Origin of the sequence: Mesorhizobium sp. Pch-S, from assembly GCF_004136315.1 — a bacterium.
Taxonomy (GTDB): domain Bacteria; phylum Pseudomonadota; class Alphaproteobacteria; order Rhizobiales; family Rhizobiaceae; genus Mesorhizobium.
In genome coordinates, this window is the sequence record NZ_CP029562.1 from 5,252,271 (window position 1) to 5,270,425 (window position 18,155).

General features: G+C 62.8%; 16 protein-coding genes. 7 read left to right on the forward strand and 9 right to left on the reverse strand.

Going from position 1 to position 18,155, the window contains the following annotated elements:
- Nucleotide 1 precedes the first annotated feature (1 nt).
- Nucleotides 2-937 carry a DmsC/YnfH family molybdoenzyme membrane anchor subunit gene (locus tag C1M53_RS24535; RefSeq protein WP_129414609.1) on the forward strand — a complete coding sequence of 312 codons (936 nt, stop codon included), beginning with the start codon at nucleotides 2-4 and terminating at the stop codon, nucleotides 935-937.
- Between the two features lie 58 nt (nucleotides 938-995).
- Here the strand turns inward: C1M53_RS24535 and C1M53_RS31780 are convergent, their stop codons facing one another.
- From C1M53_RS31780 to C1M53_RS24565, 7 genes are all read right to left on the reverse strand, one after another.
- Nucleotides 996-1,163, reverse strand: a complete 168-nt coding sequence (locus tag C1M53_RS31780) for a hypothetical protein (protein WP_165358233.1) — start codon at nucleotides 1,161-1,163, stop codon at nucleotides 996-998.
- Nucleotides 1,164-1,390: 227 nt separating this feature from the next.
- Nucleotides 1,391-2,326, reverse strand: a complete 936-nt coding sequence (locus C1M53_RS24540; RefSeq protein ID WP_129414610.1) for a lipid A biosynthesis lauroyl acyltransferase — start codon at nucleotides 2,324-2,326, stop codon at nucleotides 1,391-1,393.
- 20 nt (nucleotides 2,327-2,346) lie between these two features.
- The gene (locus tag C1M53_RS24545) at nucleotides 2,347-3,375 is read right to left on the reverse strand and encodes a zinc-binding dehydrogenase (protein WP_129414611.1); all 1,029 of its coding nucleotides are present in this window, start codon (nucleotides 3,373-3,375) and stop codon (nucleotides 2,347-2,349) included.
- Between the two features lie 106 nt (nucleotides 3,376-3,481).
- Entirely contained in the window at nucleotides 3,482-4,753 is a 1,272-nt protein-coding gene (locus C1M53_RS24550) for a beta-ketoacyl-ACP synthase (protein ID WP_129414612.1), read from the reverse strand.
- A gap of 103 nt (nucleotides 4,754-4,856) precedes the next feature.
- The gene (locus C1M53_RS24555) at nucleotides 4,857-6,044 is read right to left on the reverse strand and encodes a beta-ketoacyl-ACP synthase (protein WP_129414613.1); all 1,188 of its coding nucleotides are present in this window, start codon (nucleotides 6,042-6,044) and stop codon (nucleotides 4,857-4,859) included.
- Nucleotides 6,045-6,108: 64 nt separating this feature from the next.
- A complete protein-coding gene (locus tag C1M53_RS24560; protein ID WP_186306960.1) occupies nucleotides 6,109-6,399 on the reverse strand; it encodes an acyl carrier protein in 291 nt (96 codons plus the stop codon).
- Nucleotides 6,400-6,663: 264 nt separating this feature from the next.
- Complete coding sequence (locus tag C1M53_RS24565) at nucleotides 6,664-7,215, reverse strand: histidine phosphatase family protein (RefSeq protein WP_129414614.1); 552 nt, start codon at nucleotides 7,213-7,215, stop codon at nucleotides 6,664-6,666.
- 182 nt (nucleotides 7,216-7,397) lie between these two features.
- On the opposite strand from C1M53_RS24565, the gene C1M53_RS24570 reads away from it, so the two are divergent.
- The 3 genes from C1M53_RS24570 (at nucleotide 7,398) to C1M53_RS24580 (ending at nucleotide 11,023) form a co-directional block, all read left to right on the forward strand.
- Nucleotides 7,398-8,348: an AEC family transporter gene (locus C1M53_RS24570; protein WP_129416352.1), complete on the forward strand. Its 951-nt coding sequence runs from the start codon at nucleotides 7,398-7,400 to the stop codon at nucleotides 8,346-8,348.
- A gap of 160 nt (nucleotides 8,349-8,508) precedes the next feature.
- Nucleotides 8,509-9,966 (forward strand): NAD-dependent succinate-semialdehyde dehydrogenase, encoded by a 1,458-nt coding sequence (locus C1M53_RS24575; protein ID WP_129414615.1) that lies wholly within the window; start codon nucleotides 8,509-8,511, stop codon nucleotides 9,964-9,966.
- 43 nt (nucleotides 9,967-10,009) lie between these two features.
- Nucleotides 10,010-11,023: an aldose epimerase family protein gene (locus C1M53_RS24580; protein ID WP_129414616.1), complete on the forward strand. Its 1,014-nt coding sequence runs from the start codon at nucleotides 10,010-10,012 to the stop codon at nucleotides 11,021-11,023.
- Nucleotides 11,024-11,038: 15 nt separating this feature from the next.
- Here the strand turns inward: C1M53_RS24580 and C1M53_RS24585 are convergent, their stop codons facing one another.
- Nucleotides 11,039-11,956 carry a sugar kinase gene (locus C1M53_RS24585; RefSeq protein WP_129414617.1) on the reverse strand — a complete coding sequence of 306 codons (918 nt, stop codon included), beginning with the start codon at nucleotides 11,954-11,956 and terminating at the stop codon, nucleotides 11,039-11,041.
- A 149-nt stretch (nucleotides 11,957-12,105) separates the two neighbouring features.
- Between C1M53_RS24585 and C1M53_RS24590 the strand changes: the two genes are divergently transcribed.
- On the forward strand, nucleotides 12,106-12,555 hold the full coding sequence (locus C1M53_RS24590; RefSeq protein WP_129414618.1) for a FixH family protein: 450 nt from the start codon (nucleotides 12,106-12,108) through the stop codon (nucleotides 12,553-12,555).
- Between the two features lie 98 nt (nucleotides 12,556-12,653).
- Nucleotides 12,654-13,856 (forward strand): cytochrome c peroxidase, encoded by a 1,203-nt coding sequence (locus tag C1M53_RS24595; protein WP_245488273.1) that lies wholly within the window; start codon nucleotides 12,654-12,656, stop codon nucleotides 13,854-13,856.
- 13 nt (nucleotides 13,857-13,869) lie between these two features.
- Here C1M53_RS24595 and C1M53_RS24600 read toward each other — a convergent pair whose 3' ends face one another.
- Nucleotides 13,870-14,319 carry an Lrp/AsnC ligand binding domain-containing protein gene (locus C1M53_RS24600; protein ID WP_129414620.1) on the reverse strand — a complete coding sequence of 150 codons (450 nt, stop codon included), beginning with the start codon at nucleotides 14,317-14,319 and terminating at the stop codon, nucleotides 13,870-13,872.
- A 169-nt stretch (nucleotides 14,320-14,488) separates the two neighbouring features.
- On the opposite strand from C1M53_RS24600, the gene putA reads away from it, so the two are divergent.
- Complete coding sequence (gene putA / locus C1M53_RS24605) at nucleotides 14,489-18,100, forward strand: bifunctional proline dehydrogenase/L-glutamate gamma-semialdehyde dehydrogenase PutA (RefSeq protein WP_129414621.1); 3,612 nt, start codon at nucleotides 14,489-14,491, stop codon at nucleotides 18,098-18,100.
- The last annotated feature ends 55 nt before the right edge of the window (nucleotides 18,101-18,155 follow it).

Below are 18,155 nucleotides of genomic sequence, written 5' to 3' on the forward strand. Positions count from 1 at the left end.
CATGCATCCGGCTGCCTCCATCATCGCCTTCACCGTGCTGTCCGGCCTCGGCTACGGACTGGCCGCGGTTCTGGGGCTCGGATTGTTGGATCCGGCAGCAATCGCCACCAAGGCCGCCCACATTTTGGCGCTGGGCCTGATCGCGGGCGGGCTGCTGTCCTCGACGCTGCATCTCGGCAACCCGCAACGCGCCTGGCGGGCGTTCTCGCAATGGCGTTCGAGCTGGCTCTCGCGTGAAGGCGTGCTGTCAGTCCTGGCGTTCGTGCCATTGACCGTGTCGGCCTGGCTCTGTGTCATCGAGGGGCGTTACCTGGCGCCAATTGGCCTCGCCGGGTCCGTGTTGTCGCTTGCGACGGTTTTCTGCACCTCGATGATCTATGCGTCGCTGAAATCGGTGCAGGCCTGGCACACGCGGCTGACGACCGCCTGCTATCTGCTGTTCGCTGCGGCTGGAGGGGCACTGTTGGGCAGCGCCTTGGGCATCGCGGGAGGTGGATCAGCGGGCCTGCTGCTGCTCCTGGCGCTGGTTTTGCTGGTTGCGGCCTGGGCGACGAAGATTGCCTGGTTGCGCCATCTCGACAGCCTTCAACCCTTATCGACGCCGGAAAGCGCAACAGGCCTCGGCGCTATCGGTCGCGTTCGGCTGTTCGAGCGGCCGCATGTCACCGAGAATTACCTGACCGCCGAGATGGGCTTTCGTGTCGTGCGCAAACACGCCGCCAAGCTGCGCAGGCTCGCCCTGCTATTGGGCGGATTACTGCCGGGAGCCCTGATTTTCCTGGTGCTGGCTGCGCTCATGGCCGGAGCGGAAGCTGGTGTCGCGGCGCTCCTGGCCTTGGTGGTCGCTATGTTCAGCCATGGTGTCGGGATGCTGACCGAACGGTGGCTGTTCTTTGCTGAAGCGCGTCATACGGTGATGAATTATTACGGCGGTTAGGGTCTTGGCGCGCGATTCGACAATGCCTGCAACAGACGACTTGCGGGTGCCCGTTCGCTTAGCTGCCGGCGACCGCCGGCTTTGCCAGCTTTTTCTTGCGCACGCTGCGCAGACGTTTGGCCAACCGCCGCAAAGCTGCGAATTTCTCACCCGGCTTTGCCGGTTGCTGGCCGCCCCACGGCGTCCATAACGCCGTGTCCTTTTTCCTTGTCTGTTCGTCCGTCATCGCCCTGCCGCCCTGCTATGACCGCACTGTCGATTACAAAAGTTAATGATCAAGTGTGGCAGAAGTTGCGAGTTTAAGCGATCCCTGTCCGCAATGCGTGTCACATTCGCGCGAGGATTTCGCTGCCAGAGCGTTTCCGTTTTTCACGGAACCGCGGAAACGCTCGAAGTTTTTGTTTTCAGCGCATTTTTGTGACGCCAAGTGATTCCACTTGGCTGCAAAATGCTCTAGCGGGTGCGGCCCCGGATCTGCCAACGTTTGTGGAACCACATCCACTGCCCGGGATCCTGACGCACCCAGCCCTCGACAGTGTCGTTCATCAGCTGGACCATCGCGGCCACATCCAACTGACCAGCGTCGCTGCGTGGCAATTCGAGCTTGTCACACAGCGTCAGCCGAAAACGATTGCCGGGCAGGCGCACGGAAAAGACGGGATAGACGTCGCAGTCGAACTGACGCGCCAGTTTCGGCACCAGCGGGCTGGTCTGGCATGGCTGGCCAAAGAAGGTGGACAGAACGCCGTTGGTGAACTTCTGGTCGACGAGGGCGCCGACGTTGCCGCCGCGCTCCAGCACCTGCGCCATGGCGAAAGAGACGCCGTTCTTGGAGGCGAGCAGTTCCCCCATCGTCGCAGCGCGCGTCCGGAAGATGTATTCGGCAAGGTAGGGGTTGTTCGGGGCCCGAAACAGCGCCGAAACCGACAGGTCGAAGGTGGCAGCCGCTACCGGCAGCAGCTCGAAATTGCCCATATGCGCGGTGAAGAAGATGTGCGGTCTCTTCTCGTCGCGGATCTTCAGGAACAGTTCCTTGCCGACCACCTCGACGCGGCCAGGTGTCTCGGCATCCGGGTCATAGTCGAACAGCTGCTCCAGGAAGACATATTCGCCTGCCAGCCGTCCCATATTGCCCCACATATCGGAGGCGATCTTTTCGATCTCTGCGTCGCTCTTGTCGGGATAGGCGTTCTTGAGATTGGCAATGGCGACACGGTGGCGTCCGACCTTCGGGCCGATCGTGCGCGCCGCGCGATCGATGAAATTGAGGGCGAGATCCGGCGGCAGCATGCGCATGACAGCGAGGATCGCCATCGCGACGCGCGCAGTGATCCAGTACTCCGCAACCTTCAGGCCGCGTAGCGTCTTGTAGACAAGAGGGCGCAACATGGGTTCGCGCGCGTCGGCCATCAGCCTACGCGCAGGATGATCTTGCCGAAAACGTCGCGGCCTTCCATGCGTTTCAACGCAGCGTCGATGCCGTCGAAATCGACCTCGGTGTCGATGACAGGTGAAACGAGGCCGGCAGCCATCTTCTGCATGGAGTTCGCCATGTTCTCCATGCGGCAGCCAAAAGAACCAAGCAGCTTCAACTGCTGCTGGAACAGCATCATCAGGTTCACTTCGGTCGAAACGCCAGAGGTCGAGCCGCAGGTGACCAGACGGCCACCGCGCTTCAAGGAAAACATCGAGCCGGCCCAGGTGTCCTTGCCGACATGTTCGAAGACGACGTCAACGCCCTTCTTCCTGGTGATCTTGCGCACCGCGCCTTCGAAACGATCTTCGCGATAGTTGATGACGTGATCGGCGCCCAGCGCCCTGGCCTTTTCGATCTTGTCGTTGGAGCCGACCGTGGTGATGACGGTGCAGCCGATTTTCTTCGCAAGCTGGATGGCAGCAGAGCCGATGCCGGAGCCGCCGGCATGGACCAGGATCGTTTCACCGGGTTCCAGTCTGGCGTTGTCGAACAGCATGTGCTCGACCGTGCCGAAGGTGACCGGTGCAACGGCAGCGCCAACTGCATCAACGCCGGGAGGGGCCGGAACCAGCAGCCGGGCGGGGAGGTTGATCTTTTCCTGCGCGAAGCCGTCGAGATGGAAGCCGTGCACACCGCCGACATGTTCGCACAGATTGTCGCGCTTCTCGCGGCAGGCGCGACACAGCCCGCAGGTGCGGGCGCCATAGATCGAGACAAGCTGGCCCGGAACCAGGTTGGAGACGCCTGGACCGATCGCCTCGACCTCTCCGGATGCCTCCGCGCCGACCGTCAGCGGCAGCTTGCGTTTGGCGAAGGCCATGCCCCGCCAGCCCCACACGTCGATGTGGTTCAACGCCACGGCCTTGATGCGCAGCGTCACCTCACCGATGGCAGGTGGCGGAGGAGGAGCGACGTCGACCAGTTCGAGCCGGCGATCCTCGATGAGTTGCAGTGCGCGCATATGATCTCGCGTCCAGTTCGTTTTGCAGCAGGGCAGTAAGGGAATAGGGCAACAAGGCAGCGACTGCCTATTCCCTCAATGCCCTGCTGCCTACGTTCAGGGCGCCTTAAACGGGTTCCCGTGCCATGACAAGGCAGGTATTCTGGCCGCCGAAGCCGAAGGAGTTCGACAGAACCGTGCCAACCTTGGCCTCGCGCTTCCTGTTCGGCACGACATCCAGCGCAATCGCCGGATCGGGATTGTCGTAATTGATGGTGGGCGGAATGACGCCTTCGCGCATGGTCATCAGCGAGAAGGCGGCCTCGATCGCGCCGGCAGCGGACAATGTGTGACCGATCATCGATTTGTTGGACGAGATCGGAATCTGGCTGATGCGTTCGCCGAACACCGTCGACAGCGACAGATGCTCCATCTTGTCGTTCTCCGGCGTCGAGGTTCCGTGCGCATTGATGTAGTCGATCTCATCCTCGGAAAGGCCGGCATCGGCGAGCGCAGCCTTGACTGCGGCAATCGCCGGCGAGCCGTCCGGCTTGGACCGGGTGCGGTGGAAATCATCGGCCTTTTCGCCACAGCCGCGCAGGATGCCGAGCACGGTGGCGCCACGCGCCAGCGCGCTTTCCAGCGATTCCAGCACGAGTGCGGCCGAACCTTCAGCCAGGACAAAGCCGTCACGATCCTTGGAGAAAGGCTTCGAGGCCTTTTCAGGAACCTCGTTGGACGTGGAGAGTGCCGATAGAAGCGAGAAGCGGATCAGCGCTTCAGCCGTTGCCGAGCCATCCGCGCCAACCGATAGTGCCCGATCACATTCGCCGCGGCGGATCGCTTCGACGCCGAGTTGGATGGCGGTTGCACCGGAAGCGCAGGCGGTGGACAGCGTGATCGGCAAACCCGTGGTGCCGAAAGCATCGGACAGGCGGTCGGCAATGGTGCCGAACTGCGCCGAATCGAACATGTCCGACGAATTCAGCCCGCGCGCCACTTCGAGAATGCGGTCGGAAGCATCCGGCTGGTCGCCACCCTTGTAGAGGGCCAAGCGGTCGTGCCAGTCGAGCTCGACGGGTGGTGAGGCGAGGAAGAGCGGACCGCCAAAATTCTCCGGGTCGATGCCGGCTTCGGCGACCGCTTCGCGTGCCGCGGTTTCTGCCAGCTCATAGGTGAGGGCGCTTGCACCCTTGCTGCTCGACGGCAGGAAATCGACCATACCCGAGATGCGGGTGTTCAACTGGTCGATGGGAAAGCGGGTGATCGGATGGATACCGGACTTTCCGGCAGTGAGCGCTGCCCAATTGTCGGCCTTGCCGACGCCCAAAGAGGTGACGACGCCGATCCCGGTGACTGCAACGACCGGCCTGCCCAGATGATCCTTCAGCTTTGCCATGCCTCAATCCTTGACCCTAGAGCAATCCAGCAAAAGTGCGTAGCGGTTTTGCGTCCGGGATTGCGTAAACACACCCTGCCGTCTTGCGGCCGGCGCGCACTGCTCAAGCAGCACTGACCAGCGCCAGTCCCTCGAATTGGTGATAGCCGACCGCTGTTGCCAGTACCTGCTCGGGGATTCCGTCGAAATTGCGCTCGGATGCCGCATCGAAGACGGGATAGGGCGCCTTGTTGTGGACGGCCAGTGCAGCGAGCGCCACCGCGAACGGGAATTGTGCTTCCTTCATGTGGCCGGTCAGCGTGCCGAAGCCGCGTGCGGTCAGGCCGGCATGGGCATCGATCGCAGCCTTCTCGGCCGACGTGGCGGCATGGCCACCGGAAGCGCCGGAAAGTGCGAGGACCTGACCCTGCGGCAGGTTGGTTGCCTTGAGCAATGTTTCGATGGTCGAGCCAAGTTCCCCGCGCTTGCGGCGCGCACGTCCAGAGCGGACCGGACCAAGCTCCGCATAGATGCGGGCGCCGCGCTTCTCGGCGTGCTCGCGGCTTTCCAAAACGAGGAACGCGCCGCCCGAGCCGGAAACCACGCCGCCGCCTTCGGAACCGGAACGCTGCCAGACGGGCTTCCAGGCGCCCCTGTGCAGATAGGCGCCAAGCTCATAGCCGAGCAGCATATCGGGGTGTTCGGTCTGGAAGGCACCGCCGACCAGCATGTGCGTCGACTGGCCCGACCGGACGCGGGCGGCGGCCGTTTCGACAGCGGCGACGCCAGCACCTTCCTCACCCATGAAGGTGCGCGAAGACCCGGTGACCTTATGCACGATCGAGATGTTGCCGGCGAGCAGGTTGGACAACTGCGCCAGGAACAGTGTCGGCCTGAGTTCGGTGGTCAGCTTTTCATTGAGCAGGATATCGAAATCGCTTCGGCTCTCCGAAGCAGCCAGGATGGCGTTGTCGACCGCCACGTCGCGCTCGCCGCCGCCGGCAGCTACCACCATGTCCATGGTGGAACACAGAGCTTCGTCGGTCTTGATGCCGGCGTCATCCAGGGCCAGGCCAGCCACATAAGTGCCAAGCCGCTGCCAGGTTTCCATCTGGCGCTGGTCGCCGCGTTTGGCGATCTGCAGGTTCCAGTCGATCTCGGGCAGGGGGTGGACGGTGTAGGGAGCGAAGCGCTCCGCATCGAGCACCGGCTTGGTGCCTGAGGCCGTCAGTTGCTGCCAATGCGCATCCGGGCCTTCCCCGAGAGAGGAAACCAGGCCGATGCCGGTGATGACGACGTCGTAGGATTTCATGGGCGGTTTGTGGGTCAGCGCGCGCCGCCCGTCAAGGGCGGCCGGCACGCCTGACAGCCGATTGTCAGGCCGCGTTCTTGGCGGCGACCAGCGCGTCGATCTTCGCGCAGAGGTTCTTCATGACGAAATACTCGTCGGTCGAAGCCTTGCCGTCATTCACTTCCTGGGTCCACTTCTCGAGCGGAACCTTGATGCCGAATTCCTTGTCGATGGCGAAGACGATGTCGAGGAAATCGAGGCTGTCGATGCCGAGATCGTCGATGGTATGGCTCTCAGGCGTGATGGTGTCGATGTCGATTTCGCTCGTGTCGGCAATGATTTTGGCAACTTTTTCAAATGTCGTGGACACGGGCAATTCCTTCGAGCGGAGCAGATTCAGTGTTGGAGGTTGTCGCGCTCTCTAATCCGTTTTGCATGGCAGGAAAAGGGCGAATGTGCCACGCGGATGTCAAGAAACGTATTTGCACAAGCATATTATCGATGTGCGTCGCAAGGGAAGGCAAGCAGGTTCAAGGTCAACGAAAGGCCTGAAACGAGCCTCTCGGTGGTCGACCTAGTCTTGCGATAGCCGGACATAGGTGTTGGCCGCGTTTCTGGAAAGTATCTACTGTTCGAGCTCTCAGAAGATGATGCGCCCGAGCACGCGCAGCTTCTCGCCGTCGACGCCGACGATCACGGCTTCTCCTTCGCGGGCGCCGGCGCCCGTCAGCGCCTGGATATTCTCCAGATGGGTGATCATCACGAGGTTGCCGTCGCCCGTGAAGCTCTCCACTTCCTTGATCACGGCAGCGTTCTGTGTCGCGGCAGCGCCTGAATCCTTCGACAGAAGATCGAGCGGTTCGAATTTCTCGGCCTTGTTGTCTTCAAAGGCGATACCAGCAGTGTCGAGAGCGCGGCAATAGCGGCTGGAAAGCACCTGGTCGATCGGGGCGGCGCGTGCTGCGAACAGCGCGCCGATCTTGCGCGCCTGCTGTTTGCCTCGTTCAGACAGCTTCTGCTGGGTCGCGCATTTCTCGATGTCGAAGCCGGCTGGATCGCCATTGCCGGTCACCATGGCGTGGCGGAGCAAAACGACGTGGCCGCCAGCCCTGAGCAGTGCCCAGCCCGCATCCGTGGCGGAGGCGGGGAGGGGTGTCAGGAAAAGCAGCAGGACAAGGAGAAAGCGAAACATCAGGAACCTTTCCGCCGTCCCATCGACGCCGGTATGGGTCATATAGGGATCGCAAAGCCGGCAGGAAGGCAAGCAGGTCCAGGTTTGCCGGCTGCGACAACAGACATGCGCCACAGATGCGTGGGGCGTGGCTGTTGCAGGACTGGCATCGCTCTCCTATCAGTCGACTGTCGAGGGAAATGATGTCGCCGCTTACCGAAACCGTCCTGTTCGTCTTCGGCCTTGTGGCGCTGGGCTACGTCGCCGGGCTCACAGGGTATCTCAAGGCACAAAGCGCGGAAGGCGTGGCCGAGTTCGCAGTCGGCGTTGCCATGCCGCTGCTGTTGTTCGAGACCATGGTCAATTCCGATTTTCATGGTTCGGCACCATGGATACTGTGGGGAACCTATTTTTCTGCCGTCGCGCTGACCTGGTTGGCCGGTCATCTGGTCACCACGCGCCTGTTTGGCCGCGACAGCCGCACCGGCATTGTCGGTGGCGTTTCCGCTGCCTACTCCAACGTCGTTCTGCTTGGTGTGCCATTCATCCTTGGCGTCTATGGAAGGCAGGGGTTCGAGGTGCTGTCCCTGCTGGTCTCGGTGCACCTGCCGATCATGATGATGGCCTCGATCGTGTTGTTTGAACTGTTCGGCGACGGCAAGACCACGGGGCTGCATCCGTTACGGGTGCTGCGTCGCTTCCTGCACAAGCTGCTGATCAACCCGCTCATCATTGGTATCCTGGCCGGTCTCATCTGGCGCCTTACCGGCATTCCGCTGCCTGGACTGGTGTCGCGGCTGGCTGAGGCGCTGGGAGGAACGGCGGCTCCGGTGGCCCTGTTCGCCATGGGCCTTGGACTCAACCGCTTCGGCATCACCGGCCACATCGGCCCGGCTGTTGCCCTTTCGGTGCTGAAGTTGTTCGTGATGCCTGCGATTACGCTGCTTCTGGTGTGGCTGGCCGGTCTGCCGCCGCTGACTGCGCAAGTCGCCGTTCTGGTGGCTGCCCTGCCGTCAGGCATCAATTCTTATCTGATTGCCGTACAATTCGAGACCGGCCAGGGACTCGCTTCCAACCAGATGACGCTCGCCACGGCCTGCGCGGTCATCACGACGTCGTTCTGGCTGGCCGTCACGACCGTGGTGTTTGGCTAGGGCTGGATTTGTGCTGGCCCAGTGCTTAGGTTGAGCCATGGCGATTGATCGTTGGGCCGGCTCTGGAGTAAGAGCGGTGGTCCAGTTGCGGCAGTGACGCCGAAAACACCCATCGACCTATTCATGACCGGTCCGCACGCGGCCGAAGGGAGGCTAGACCATGCTTCAGAAAACCAGCCATTTCATGCGGCAGGCCAATCTCATCAACGGCGAATGGGTACAGGCCGATTCCGGCCAGACCATCGACGTGACCAACCCCGCCAACGGCCTGAAGATCGGCACCGTGCCGAAGGCCGGCGCCACCGAGACCCGCCGTGCCATCGAGGCCGCCCACGCAGCGTTTCTCACCTGGCGCAAGACATCGGCGCTCGAGCGCTCGAAGCTGCTGCGCAAGCTGCACGACGCCATCATGGACAATCAGGACGCACTGGCCGAACTGCTGACCACCGAGCAGGGCAAGTCGCTGTTCGAGGCCCGCGGCGAGGTCGGCTCGTCGGCGGCCTATGTGCTGTGGTTCGCCGAAGAAGGCCGCCGCACTTATGGCGATGTCGTGCCGTCGCCCTGGGCTGATCGGCGCATCATCGTGACCAAGGAGCCGGTCGGCGTCGTCGCCGCCATCACGCCCTGGAACTTCCCATCCTCCATGCTGGCCCGCAAGCTCGGACCGGCACTGGCCGCAGGCTGCACCGCCGTCGTCAAGCCCGCCACGCAGACGCCTTACTCGGCGCTGGCCTGGGGCGCGCTGGCAGAAGAAGTCGGCTTCCCGAAGGGCGTGGTCAACATCGTCACCGGGGCCGCCGGCGAAATCGGCGATGAACTCTGCTTCAACCCGCTGGTCAAGAAGATCACCTTCACTGGCTCGACCCCGGTCGGCAAGATGCTGATCGAGAAGTCGGCCAAGACGGTCAAGAAGGTATCGATGGAGCTCGGCGGCAATGCCCCTTTCATCGTGTTCGACGATGCCGATCTCGACCGTGCCGTCGAAGGCGCGATCACGGCGAAGTTCCGCAATTCCGGTCAGACCTGCGTCTGCACCAATCGCTTCTTCGTGCAGGCAGGCATCTATGACAAGTTCGTCGAGAGACTGGCGGCTGCGACTGCCAAGCTGAAGGTCGGTTCCGGTCTTGAGGAAGGCGTGCAGCAGGGGCCGTTGATCGACGAAAAGGCGGCATTGAAGACCGCGGAATTCGTGGCGGACGCCAAGGCCAAGGGTGGCAAGGTTGAAACCGGTGGCAAGCCGCATGCGCTTGGCGGCTCGTTCTTCGAGCCGACCGTGATCAGCGGTGCGACGCCCGACATGATGTTCATGAAGGAAGAGATCTTCGGACCCGTTGCGCCGGTGTTCAAGTTCACGACCGAGGAAGAAGCGGTTGCGCTTGCCAATGACACCGAATTCGGCCTGGCCTGCTATTTCTACACCGGCGATCTCGGTCGTGCTTTCCGGGTCATGGAAGGCCTGAAGTACGGCATGGTCGGCGTCAACGAAGGCCTGATCACGACACCGGAAGCACCGTTCGGTGGCGTCAAGGAATCCGGCCTCGGCAAGGAAGGCGGCCATCAGGGCATCGAGGACTATCTCGATACCAAGTACGTCTGCATCGGCGGTCTCGGCCTCTGATCGATAAGCGGGTCGGTTGGACCGACCGACCCGCGCTAGCTGCATGAAAGACGGCGAACACTTCGGAACCACGCAGGCGGGGGAGGCTATCCGCCGCTTCATCATCCGTGGCGGTGGGCTTTCGGCCAATATCCTCAACTGGGGCGCAGTCATCCAGGATCTGCGCCTTGCCGGCCATGACGCGCCATTGGTACTGGGCTTCGACAGCTTCGAGGCCTACGAAAAGGATTCTCTCTATTTCGGCGCGGTCGTGGGGCGTTTTGCCAATCGTATTCGTGACGGCCGGTTCACGCTGGCCGGCCAGCGTCAACAGACGGATCGCAATTTCCTGGGCAAGCATACGCTGCATGGCGGCGCGGGCGGCTATGCCGGCCGGGCCTGGGAGGTTTCCCTGCATGGGCGCGACTTCGTCACCTTGAGCCTGCACGATCCCGCGGGAACGATGGGTTTTCCCGGTGCGCTGGATGTGACCTGCACCTACCGGCTGAAGATCCCGGGCACGCTGTCGGTGGAGTTCACGGCTACGGCAGACGAGACCACTGTTTGCAATCTAACCCAGCATTCGTATTTCAATCTGGACGACGGCGGTGCGGGCGACGTGCTGGATCATCGCATAATGATCCCTGCCGGAGCTTATCTGCCCGTCGATGCCGAGATGATCCCCACGGGTGTCGTGCAGCCGGTTGACGGCACGCCACTCGATTTTCGCCAGGCGCGCGCGATGCGCAGCGATGGCGAGCAGTTCGTCTACGACCACAACTTCTGTCTGGCCGCGGCACGCGGGCCGATGCGGCAGGCAGCCTGGGTGCAAGGCGCTACCTCCGGTGTCGAAATGGAAGTATGGACGTCGGAGCCGGGTGTGCAGCTTTATGGCGGCGAATACATCGCGCCAGCAACTCCAGGTCTCGGCGGGGTGGGCTATGGCCGCTTTTCGGGCCTGTGCCTGGAAACGCAGGTCTGGCCAGATGCCCCCAACCGGACCTACTTCCCGCCGGCGACACTCCTGCCTGGCGAAACCTATCATCACGTGACGGAATACCGGTTCCGCTTGGGATAGTTGCCCGGCGGGGATCTATTCGATGAACGCCTCCCGCAGCACGTCGAACGGAGCAAGCGCGCCGCGCACCTGTACAACTCTCGCTGCGACGCGGTGCGCCCGGCTAACGGCGTCGGCGGGCTCCAGGCCTGCCAGCCGTGCGGCGAGATAACCTCCGTTGAAGGAATCGCCGGCGCCGGTGGTGTCCACAGGCCTGGCGACATGGACGGCGGCAATCTCCTGCTGCTCCGAACCAACGGAAACCAGGGCTGGCAGCTCGCCATTCTTGACGATCACTTCGCGCACCGATTGGCCGATGCGCTTGGCGGTGTCCGCGGGCGTGCGGTCGCCATGCAGCATCTGTTCGTCGGGGAAGGTGGGCAACGCGATGTCGCTGACGGCAAGCGCATCGGCAATCGCCGCCTGCGCGGTTTCACGATCCGGCCACAGGCGCGGCCGGTAGTTGGGGTCGAAGGCAATCCGGCTTCCGGCGGCACGGGCGCTCGAAATGGCTTTGACCAAGGTCGTGCGCGCGTCCGGATCCAGGATTGCCAAGGTGATTCCGGAAAAATATATAAGGGACTGATTTTCCAGATTTTTCTTCAGGGCGTCTGGATCGGCCGCCAGTTGGCGTGCTGCTGAATCCGAGCGCCAGTAGGTGAAGGATCGCTCCGCGCCGTCGAGGGTAATCGCGTAAAGGCCGGGTCGTGCACCCGTAATGACGGGGCTTGTGCCAACGCCGATGCCGTTCTCGCTGAAGAACTCGATCTGGCGATGCGAAAAAGGGTCGTCGCCGAAGGCGGAGACGTAGGTCGCCGAGCCGTCGGTGAGCGCGGCCAGCGCCCACAGCGTGTTAAACGTGTCGCCTGCATAACCCAGGCGCCAGTCCGGACCATTCTGGCCCGACAGTTCCAGCATGCATTCGCCGATCGCGGCGACACCCTTTGACATCACCTCATCTCCCTGAGCGATCCGCTGTAGCTTTTTGTCGAGGCGCGCGCCATGCCTGCTTCAAGCCGTTTGTGCCACCGGCACACTTTCCCACAGGCGGACGGGATGCTAGGCGCAGTTGCTGACGTTCACAGGCATGATGTGGGGCTTCATTGGCACCTTTCTGGCGTTATCTGGTTGCGGGCATAGGGCTGATCGCGGTCGTGCTAGGTGTTCTGGCAGTGGTCTACATGACCGCGCCCAGCACGCCGCCGGCCGCCGCACCGGAAACCGGGCAAACGCGAGGCAGCGAGAAGGGGATGTTCGTCGCGACCTTCGTGCCTCAGGGCGGGGCAGCCAGGCAGAACGAATTGCAGGATTGGGTGCTGACGCTGAAGACTGCAGCGGGCCAGCCTGTCGAGAATGCGACGATCGAGGTTGCCGGCGGCATGCCGCAGCATGCACATGGCTTGCCGACCAGCCCGCAGATGACGGACTATCTGGGCGAAGGTCGTTATCGGATTTCGGGTGTGAAGTTCTCCATGAGCGGTTGGTGGCAGCTGAAACTGGGCATTTCGGCACCGGCCGGATCGGATACCGTGGTGTTCAACATCGTGTTGTGAGCATGAAGCGTTTTCCAGCGCAGTTCCGGGAGAAGTTCGTAACGGTTTTCCGTCCGGAATTGCGTAAAAACAAAGGATTGGAGCGTTTCCGCGTTCCCGTGAGAAACGCACCGGGCATAGCCCTTGTCCTGTCGCTGGCAGCTGTTGTTGCCGGTTGCGACAGGCCGCAGTTCTCGGAAGCGGAGAAGAGAACCATCGCCAGCCTGGCGCTGAGCGCCTTGCCGCCGTTGAAGCCTGACACCACGAACCGCTATGCGGATGATCCCGGCGCGGCAGCACTGGGTGCGACCCTGTTTTTCGACTTTTCGTTGAGCCCGACCGGTACGGTTGCCTGTTCCTCCTGCCACCAGATCGGCCAGCAGTTCCAGGATGGCCTTCCGCAGGGAATGGGTGTCGGGCGCACCAACCGACGCACGCAGCCGCTTGCCGGCGTTGCCTACAGCCCCTGGCTGTTCTGGGACGGTCGCCGAGACAGCCTGTGGGCACAGGCGCTGGTGCCGTTGGAAAATCCGCTTGAACAGGTCGGAAACCGCGTTGCCTACGCGCGCTACGTCAAGGCGCGGTTCGGCGAACGCTACGAACGCATTTTCGGTTCACTGCCCGATTTTGCCAGTGTGCCCGCCAATGCCAGCCCCCTTGGATCCGCTGCGGAACAATCGGCCTGGAACGGAATGAGCGACGGGCAGCGGGATGGCATCAACCGTGTCTTCGCCAATATCGGCAAGGCATTGGCCGCTTTTCAGCGCTCCATCAGCCCCAGGGAAACACGGTTCGATCGTTTCGCGGCGGCACTTGCTGCCGGGCAGGAGCCGAAGGACGACGATGTCTTCTCGGCGGAGGAGATCCAGGGGCTGAAGCTGTTCGTCGGTAAGGCGAACTGTTCGACCTGTCACAATGGTCCGTTGTTCACTGATCACGCCTTCCACAACACCGGGGTCCCACCAGTGGCGGACCTGCCGCCGGATCGCGGTCGTGTCGATGCGGTCGCCCAGGTCGAAGCCGATCCGTTCAACTGCCTCGGTGCCTACCGCGATGGTGGGCCGGAAGCCTGTGGTGAACTGAAGTTCATGGTGCGGGACAAGCCAGAACTGGTCAGAGCCTATAAGACGCCATCGCTGCGTGCCGTCGCGGATCGGCCGCCTTACATGCATGCCGGCCAGTTCGGCACGCTCGAGGAGGTGGTGGCGCATTATGCCAAGGCGCCGCTCAGCGTCGAAGGCGTTTCGGAGGTACATCCGCTGCAACTGTCCGAGCGGGAGCGGGCGGCGCTCGTGGCGTTCCTGAAAACGCTTTCGCCATGAACTCCCGGCGCAGCTAGCGGTCCTTCACCGTCTCCATCGCCACGAAGGTCGAAGTCTGGGCGACATGCGGCAGCGCGGAAATGCGTTCGCCCAGGATTCGTCGATAGGCGGCGATATCGCGGGTACGGACCTTGAGCAGGTAGTCGAAACTCGCGGCCATCATGTGGCATTGTTCGATCTCGGGAACGGCCTGCACGGCGCGGTTGAAGGAGTCCAGTGCGCTGGAGCGGGTGTCCGACAGCTTCACCTGGACGAAGGCGACATGGCCTTCGCCCATGCGCTCGCGATCGATGATGGCGGCATAGCCTTTGATGAAGCCGTCTTTCTCCAGCCGTTTGACGCGCGCCTGCACGGGAGTCTTGGAGAGCCCGACCTTTGCCGCCAGTTCCGACATCGACTGCCGGCCGCTTCTGGCCAATGCAGAGAGGATGTTTCGGTCAAGGCGGTCCAATTGGTCTTCCATGGTCAGTTTTTCAGCTCAATATGTTGATGAAAGTCTTATTCATAGTTCATACAGACTGATATTGCTAATTCTTTGGACCGATGGAAGTGCGGGCGCCGTGCTAGTTTTCGGCATCCGGTCCGGTGACCCGTTCGGCGGACCTTCAAACCTGCGCTTTCAAAGGACCGCCATGCCCGCGCTCGCCACCATCCGCCAGCAGATCCGCGCCAACTATCTCCCCGATGAGGGCGAAGCCGTGCAACGGCTGGCTGCGGCCACGGGACTATCGGTCGATGAACGCAAGGCGATCTCCCGGCGTGCCGCCGACCTGGTGCGTGCGGTGCGCGGGTCGTCCGATCCGCGGCTGATGGAGGTTTTCCTCTCGGCTTACGGGCTTTCGACCAAGGAAGGCGTGGCGCTGATGTGCCTGGCGGAAGCGCTGCTGCGCGTCCCGGACGCTGAGACGATGGACGACCTGATCGCCGACAAGATCGCTCCGCACGACTGGTCGTCGCATTCCGGCTCGTCGTCCTCGATCTTCGTCAACGCGTCGACCTGGGCACTGATGCTGACTGGCCGCGTGCTCGATGAAGGCGAGGGTGGCATCGAAGGCACGCTGCGTTCCATGGTGCGGCGGCTGGGCGAGCCGGTGATCCGCAAGGCCGTGGCGGCGGCGATGCGTGAAATGGGCGAGCAGTTCGTGCTCGGCCGTACCATCGCCGAGGCAGTCAAGCGCGGCAAGTCGATGACGCAGAAGGGGTATCTCTATTCCTTCGATATGCTGGGCGAAGCGGCACGCACCGAACACGATGCGTTGCGCTACCTGAAGGCCTATGCAGACGCTATCGCTTCATTGGCCCCTGGCGCCAAGGGCGACGACATCCGCCTGAACCACGGCATCTCGGTGAAACTCTCGGCGTTGCATCCACGCTATGAGGTCGCGCAGAAGGAGACGATGCTGCCGGTGATGGCCGACCGGCTGCTGTCGCTGGCGCGTGCGGCGCGCAAGGCACGCATGGGCCTCAACATCGACGCCGAAGAGGCTGATCGGCTCGATCTTTCGCTCGATGTCATCGAGCGCGTTCTCGCCGACCCGGAACTTGCCGACTGGAACGGTTTCGGTGTCGTCGTGCAGGCCTATGGCCCGCGTGCTGCCTTCACCATCGACTGGCTGCACGCACTGGCCACCAAGCTCGACCGCAAGATCATGGTGCGGCTGGTCAAGGGCGCCTATTGGGACACCGAGATCAAGCGCGCGCAGACACTCGGTCTTACCGGCTATCCGGTGTTCACGCGCAAGGTGAACACCGACGTCTCGTATCTCGCCTGCGCACGCAAGCTGCTCGGCATGACCGATCGCATCTATCCGCAGTTCGCAACGCACAATGCGCATACGGCGGCGGCAATCCTGTCGATGGCGTCGGATCGCGACAGTTTCGAATTCCAGCGTCTGCACGGCATGGGCGAGCAACTGCATGAGGCGATCCGCAAGGCCGAAGGGACGCGCTGTCGTATCTACGCACCCGTCGGCGCGCATTCTGACCTGCTTGCCTATCTCGTGCGGCGCCTTCTTGAGAACGGAGCCAATTCCTCGTTCGTACATCAGCTGACCGACGAAGACGTCGCGCCAGAAGAGATTGCGCGGGATCCGCTTGAAGCCGTCGAGACGCAAGGATCGGCCGCCAATCCGAACATTGCGAAACCTGCCGCGATCTTTGGCGCCGGCAGACGCAACGCCAAAGGCTGGGACATCACCGATATCGTGACGCTCGCCGAAATCGACAAAGCCAAGGCGGCTTTTGCCGGTGCCAATCATTGGACCGCGAAGCCAATCACGCGCGCGGCTGGCTATGGTCAGCAGCGGCCGGTGGTCAATCCTGCGCGGCCATCGGAAATCGTGGGTACGGTCGTCGAGGCGGCGGCAAAGCAGGTGCCGACAGCGGTGCGTTTTGCAGTCGAGGCGCAGCCGGCCTGGGCGAAGCGGCCGGTCGGAGAACGAGCTGCCATCCTTTCCCGCGCTGCCGATCTTTACGAAAAACACGCGGTCGAATTCTTCGCGCTTGCCACCCGCGAGGCTGGCAAGACACTGGCCGATGGTGTTGCGGAAGTGCGCGAAGCCGTCGATTTCCTGCGCTACTATGCAGCGCAGGCCGCCCAGGCAGAAGCCGGTACGCAGGCACGCGGCGCCATCGTCTGTATCTCGCCATGGAATTTCCCGCTCGCCATCTTCACTGGTCAGATCGCTGCCGCCCTCGTCACCGGCAACACCGTGATTGCCAAGCCGGCCGAGCAGACACCGCTGATCGCCTATCGTGCGGTCGAACTGCTGCGCGAGGCAGGGGTGCCGGAGGATGTGATCCAGCTGTTGCCGGGTGATGGTCCGAATGTCGGTGCGCCGCTGACCGCCGACCCGCGCATCGCGGGCGTCTGCTTCACCGGCTCGACCGAAGTAGCCAAGCTGATCGAGCGGCAATTGGCCAGGACGGCTGCGCCCGACGCCATGCTGATCGCCGAAACAGGCGGTCTGAACGCCATGATCGTCGATTCCACCGCGCTGCCTGAGCAGGCGATCCGCGATGTGCTGGCGTCTTCCTTCCAGAGTGCGGGTCAGCGCTGCTCTGCCCTGCGCGTGCTCTACGTCCAGAAGGATGTCGAGGCCAAGATGCTGGAGATGCTGAAGGGTGCCATGGATGCGCTCAACATCGGCGATCCATGGCAGATCTCGACCGATGTCGGGCCGGTTATCGACGACGAGGCACAGAAATCGATCAAGGACTACAGCGCCAAGATGACAGGCGAGGGGCGGGCGATCGCACAACTCGCCGTCCCGACGGACGGCCGGTTCGTGGCGCCCGCGGTGTTCCGTGTCAAAGGCATCGAGGAGATGGAACGCGAGGTGTTCGGCCCGGTGCTGCACGTCGCCACCTTTGACGCCAACGAGATCGAGGCCGTGATCGCGGCCATCAACCGCAAGGGCTATGGGCTGACCTTCGGCTTGCACACCCGCATCGATGCCCGGGCGCAGCATTTCGTCGACGGCATCCATGCCGGCAACATCTATGTGAACCGCAACCAGATCGGCGCAGTGGTTGGTTCGCAGCCGTTCGGCGGCGAGGGGCTGTCAGGGACCGGACCCAAAGCGGGAGGCCCGCACTATTTGCGGCGTTTCCGCAGAGGCCCGGAGGCCGGCTCGGCGCTGAGCGAAGCGCGCTCGGCTTCGGCCAGGGAACTTGCCGACAACATGCCTGATCCCGCGCTTGGCGGCTGGTCGATGCGGCCGGACCGGATCGCCATCCTGCGCAAGCATCTGCGCGGCAAGGCAGCGGATGCCATTGGGGCTGCTGCCGGGCTTGAATTCGGCCAGGTCGATCTGCCGGGGCCGACGGGCGAGGCGAATACACTGTCGCTGACGCCGCGCGGCCGTGTGCTGGCGCTTGGGCCGGATGCCGAGACACTGCTGGCGCAGGCAGTACAGGCGCTCGCTGCCGGCAATGCCATCCTGGCGGTAGCGCCTGGCGCGCCCGCCGCGTTGTCGGTGCTGACCGGCAAAGGGCTGCCGGTCGCTGCCATCGACGCGCGCATGGATGCTGGTTCGATCGATACGCTGCCCATCGACGTGGTCGCCTTCTCCGGCGCGCCCGAGGACACCCGTAGCCTGCGTGAAGCCATTTCAGCCCGAGGCGGACCAATCGTCCCGCTGGTGAGCGAGGTGATTTATCCTGCGGCCTATGCGCATGAGCGCGCAGTCTGTGTCGACACCACCGCCGCGGGTGGAAATGCCAGCCTGCTCGCGGCCGCCTGAGGCTGTCGGCCTGCAGCGAATAGTCTCTTTGCAATGGGCTCTTCAGGAAAGACGA

What these genes read in the sequence shown, in the direction of transcription:
- C1M53_RS24555 (WP_129414613.1), bottom strand. Translation starts at nt 6,044, where the DNA reads ATGAAATCCTACGACGTCGTCATCACCGGCATCGGCCTGGTTTCCTCT.
- C1M53_RS24550 (WP_129414612.1), bottom strand. Translation starts at nt 4,753, where the DNA reads ATGGCAAAGCTGAAGGATCATCTGGGCAGGCCGGTCGTTGCAGTCACC.
- C1M53_RS24575 (WP_129414615.1), top strand. Translation starts at nt 8,509, where the DNA reads ATGCTTCAGAAAACCAGCCATTTCATGCGGCAGGCCAATCTCATCAAC.
- C1M53_RS31780 (WP_165358233.1), bottom strand. Translation starts at nt 1,163, where the DNA reads ATGACGGACGAACAGACAAGGAAAAAGGACACGGCGTTATGGACGCCG.
- C1M53_RS24580 (WP_129414616.1), top strand. Translation starts at nt 10,010, where the DNA reads ATGAAAGACGGCGAACACTTCGGAACCACGCAGGCGGGGGAGGCTATC.
- C1M53_RS24535 (WP_129414609.1), top strand. Translation starts at nt 2, where the DNA reads ATGCATCCGGCTGCCTCCATCATCGCCTTCACCGTGCTGTCCGGCCTC.
- C1M53_RS24565 (WP_129414614.1), bottom strand. Translation starts at nt 7,215, where the DNA reads ATGTTTCGCTTTCTCCTTGTCCTGCTGCTTTTCCTGACACCCCTCCCC.
- C1M53_RS24545 (WP_129414611.1), bottom strand. Translation starts at nt 3,375, where the DNA reads ATGCGCGCACTGCAACTCATCGAGGATCGCCGGCTCGAACTGGTCGAC.
- C1M53_RS24600 (WP_129414620.1), bottom strand. Translation starts at nt 14,319, where the DNA reads ATGGAAGACCAATTGGACCGCCTTGACCGAAACATCCTCTCTGCATTG.
- C1M53_RS24540 (WP_129414610.1), bottom strand. Translation starts at nt 2,326, where the DNA reads ATGTTGCGCCCTCTTGTCTACAAGACGCTACGCGGCCTGAAGGTTGCG.
- putA (WP_129414621.1), top strand. Translation starts at nt 14,489, where the DNA reads ATGCCCGCGCTCGCCACCATCCGCCAGCAGATCCGCGCCAACTATCTC.
- C1M53_RS24570 (WP_129416352.1), top strand. Translation starts at nt 7,398, where the DNA reads ATGTCGCCGCTTACCGAAACCGTCCTGTTCGTCTTCGGCCTTGTGGCG.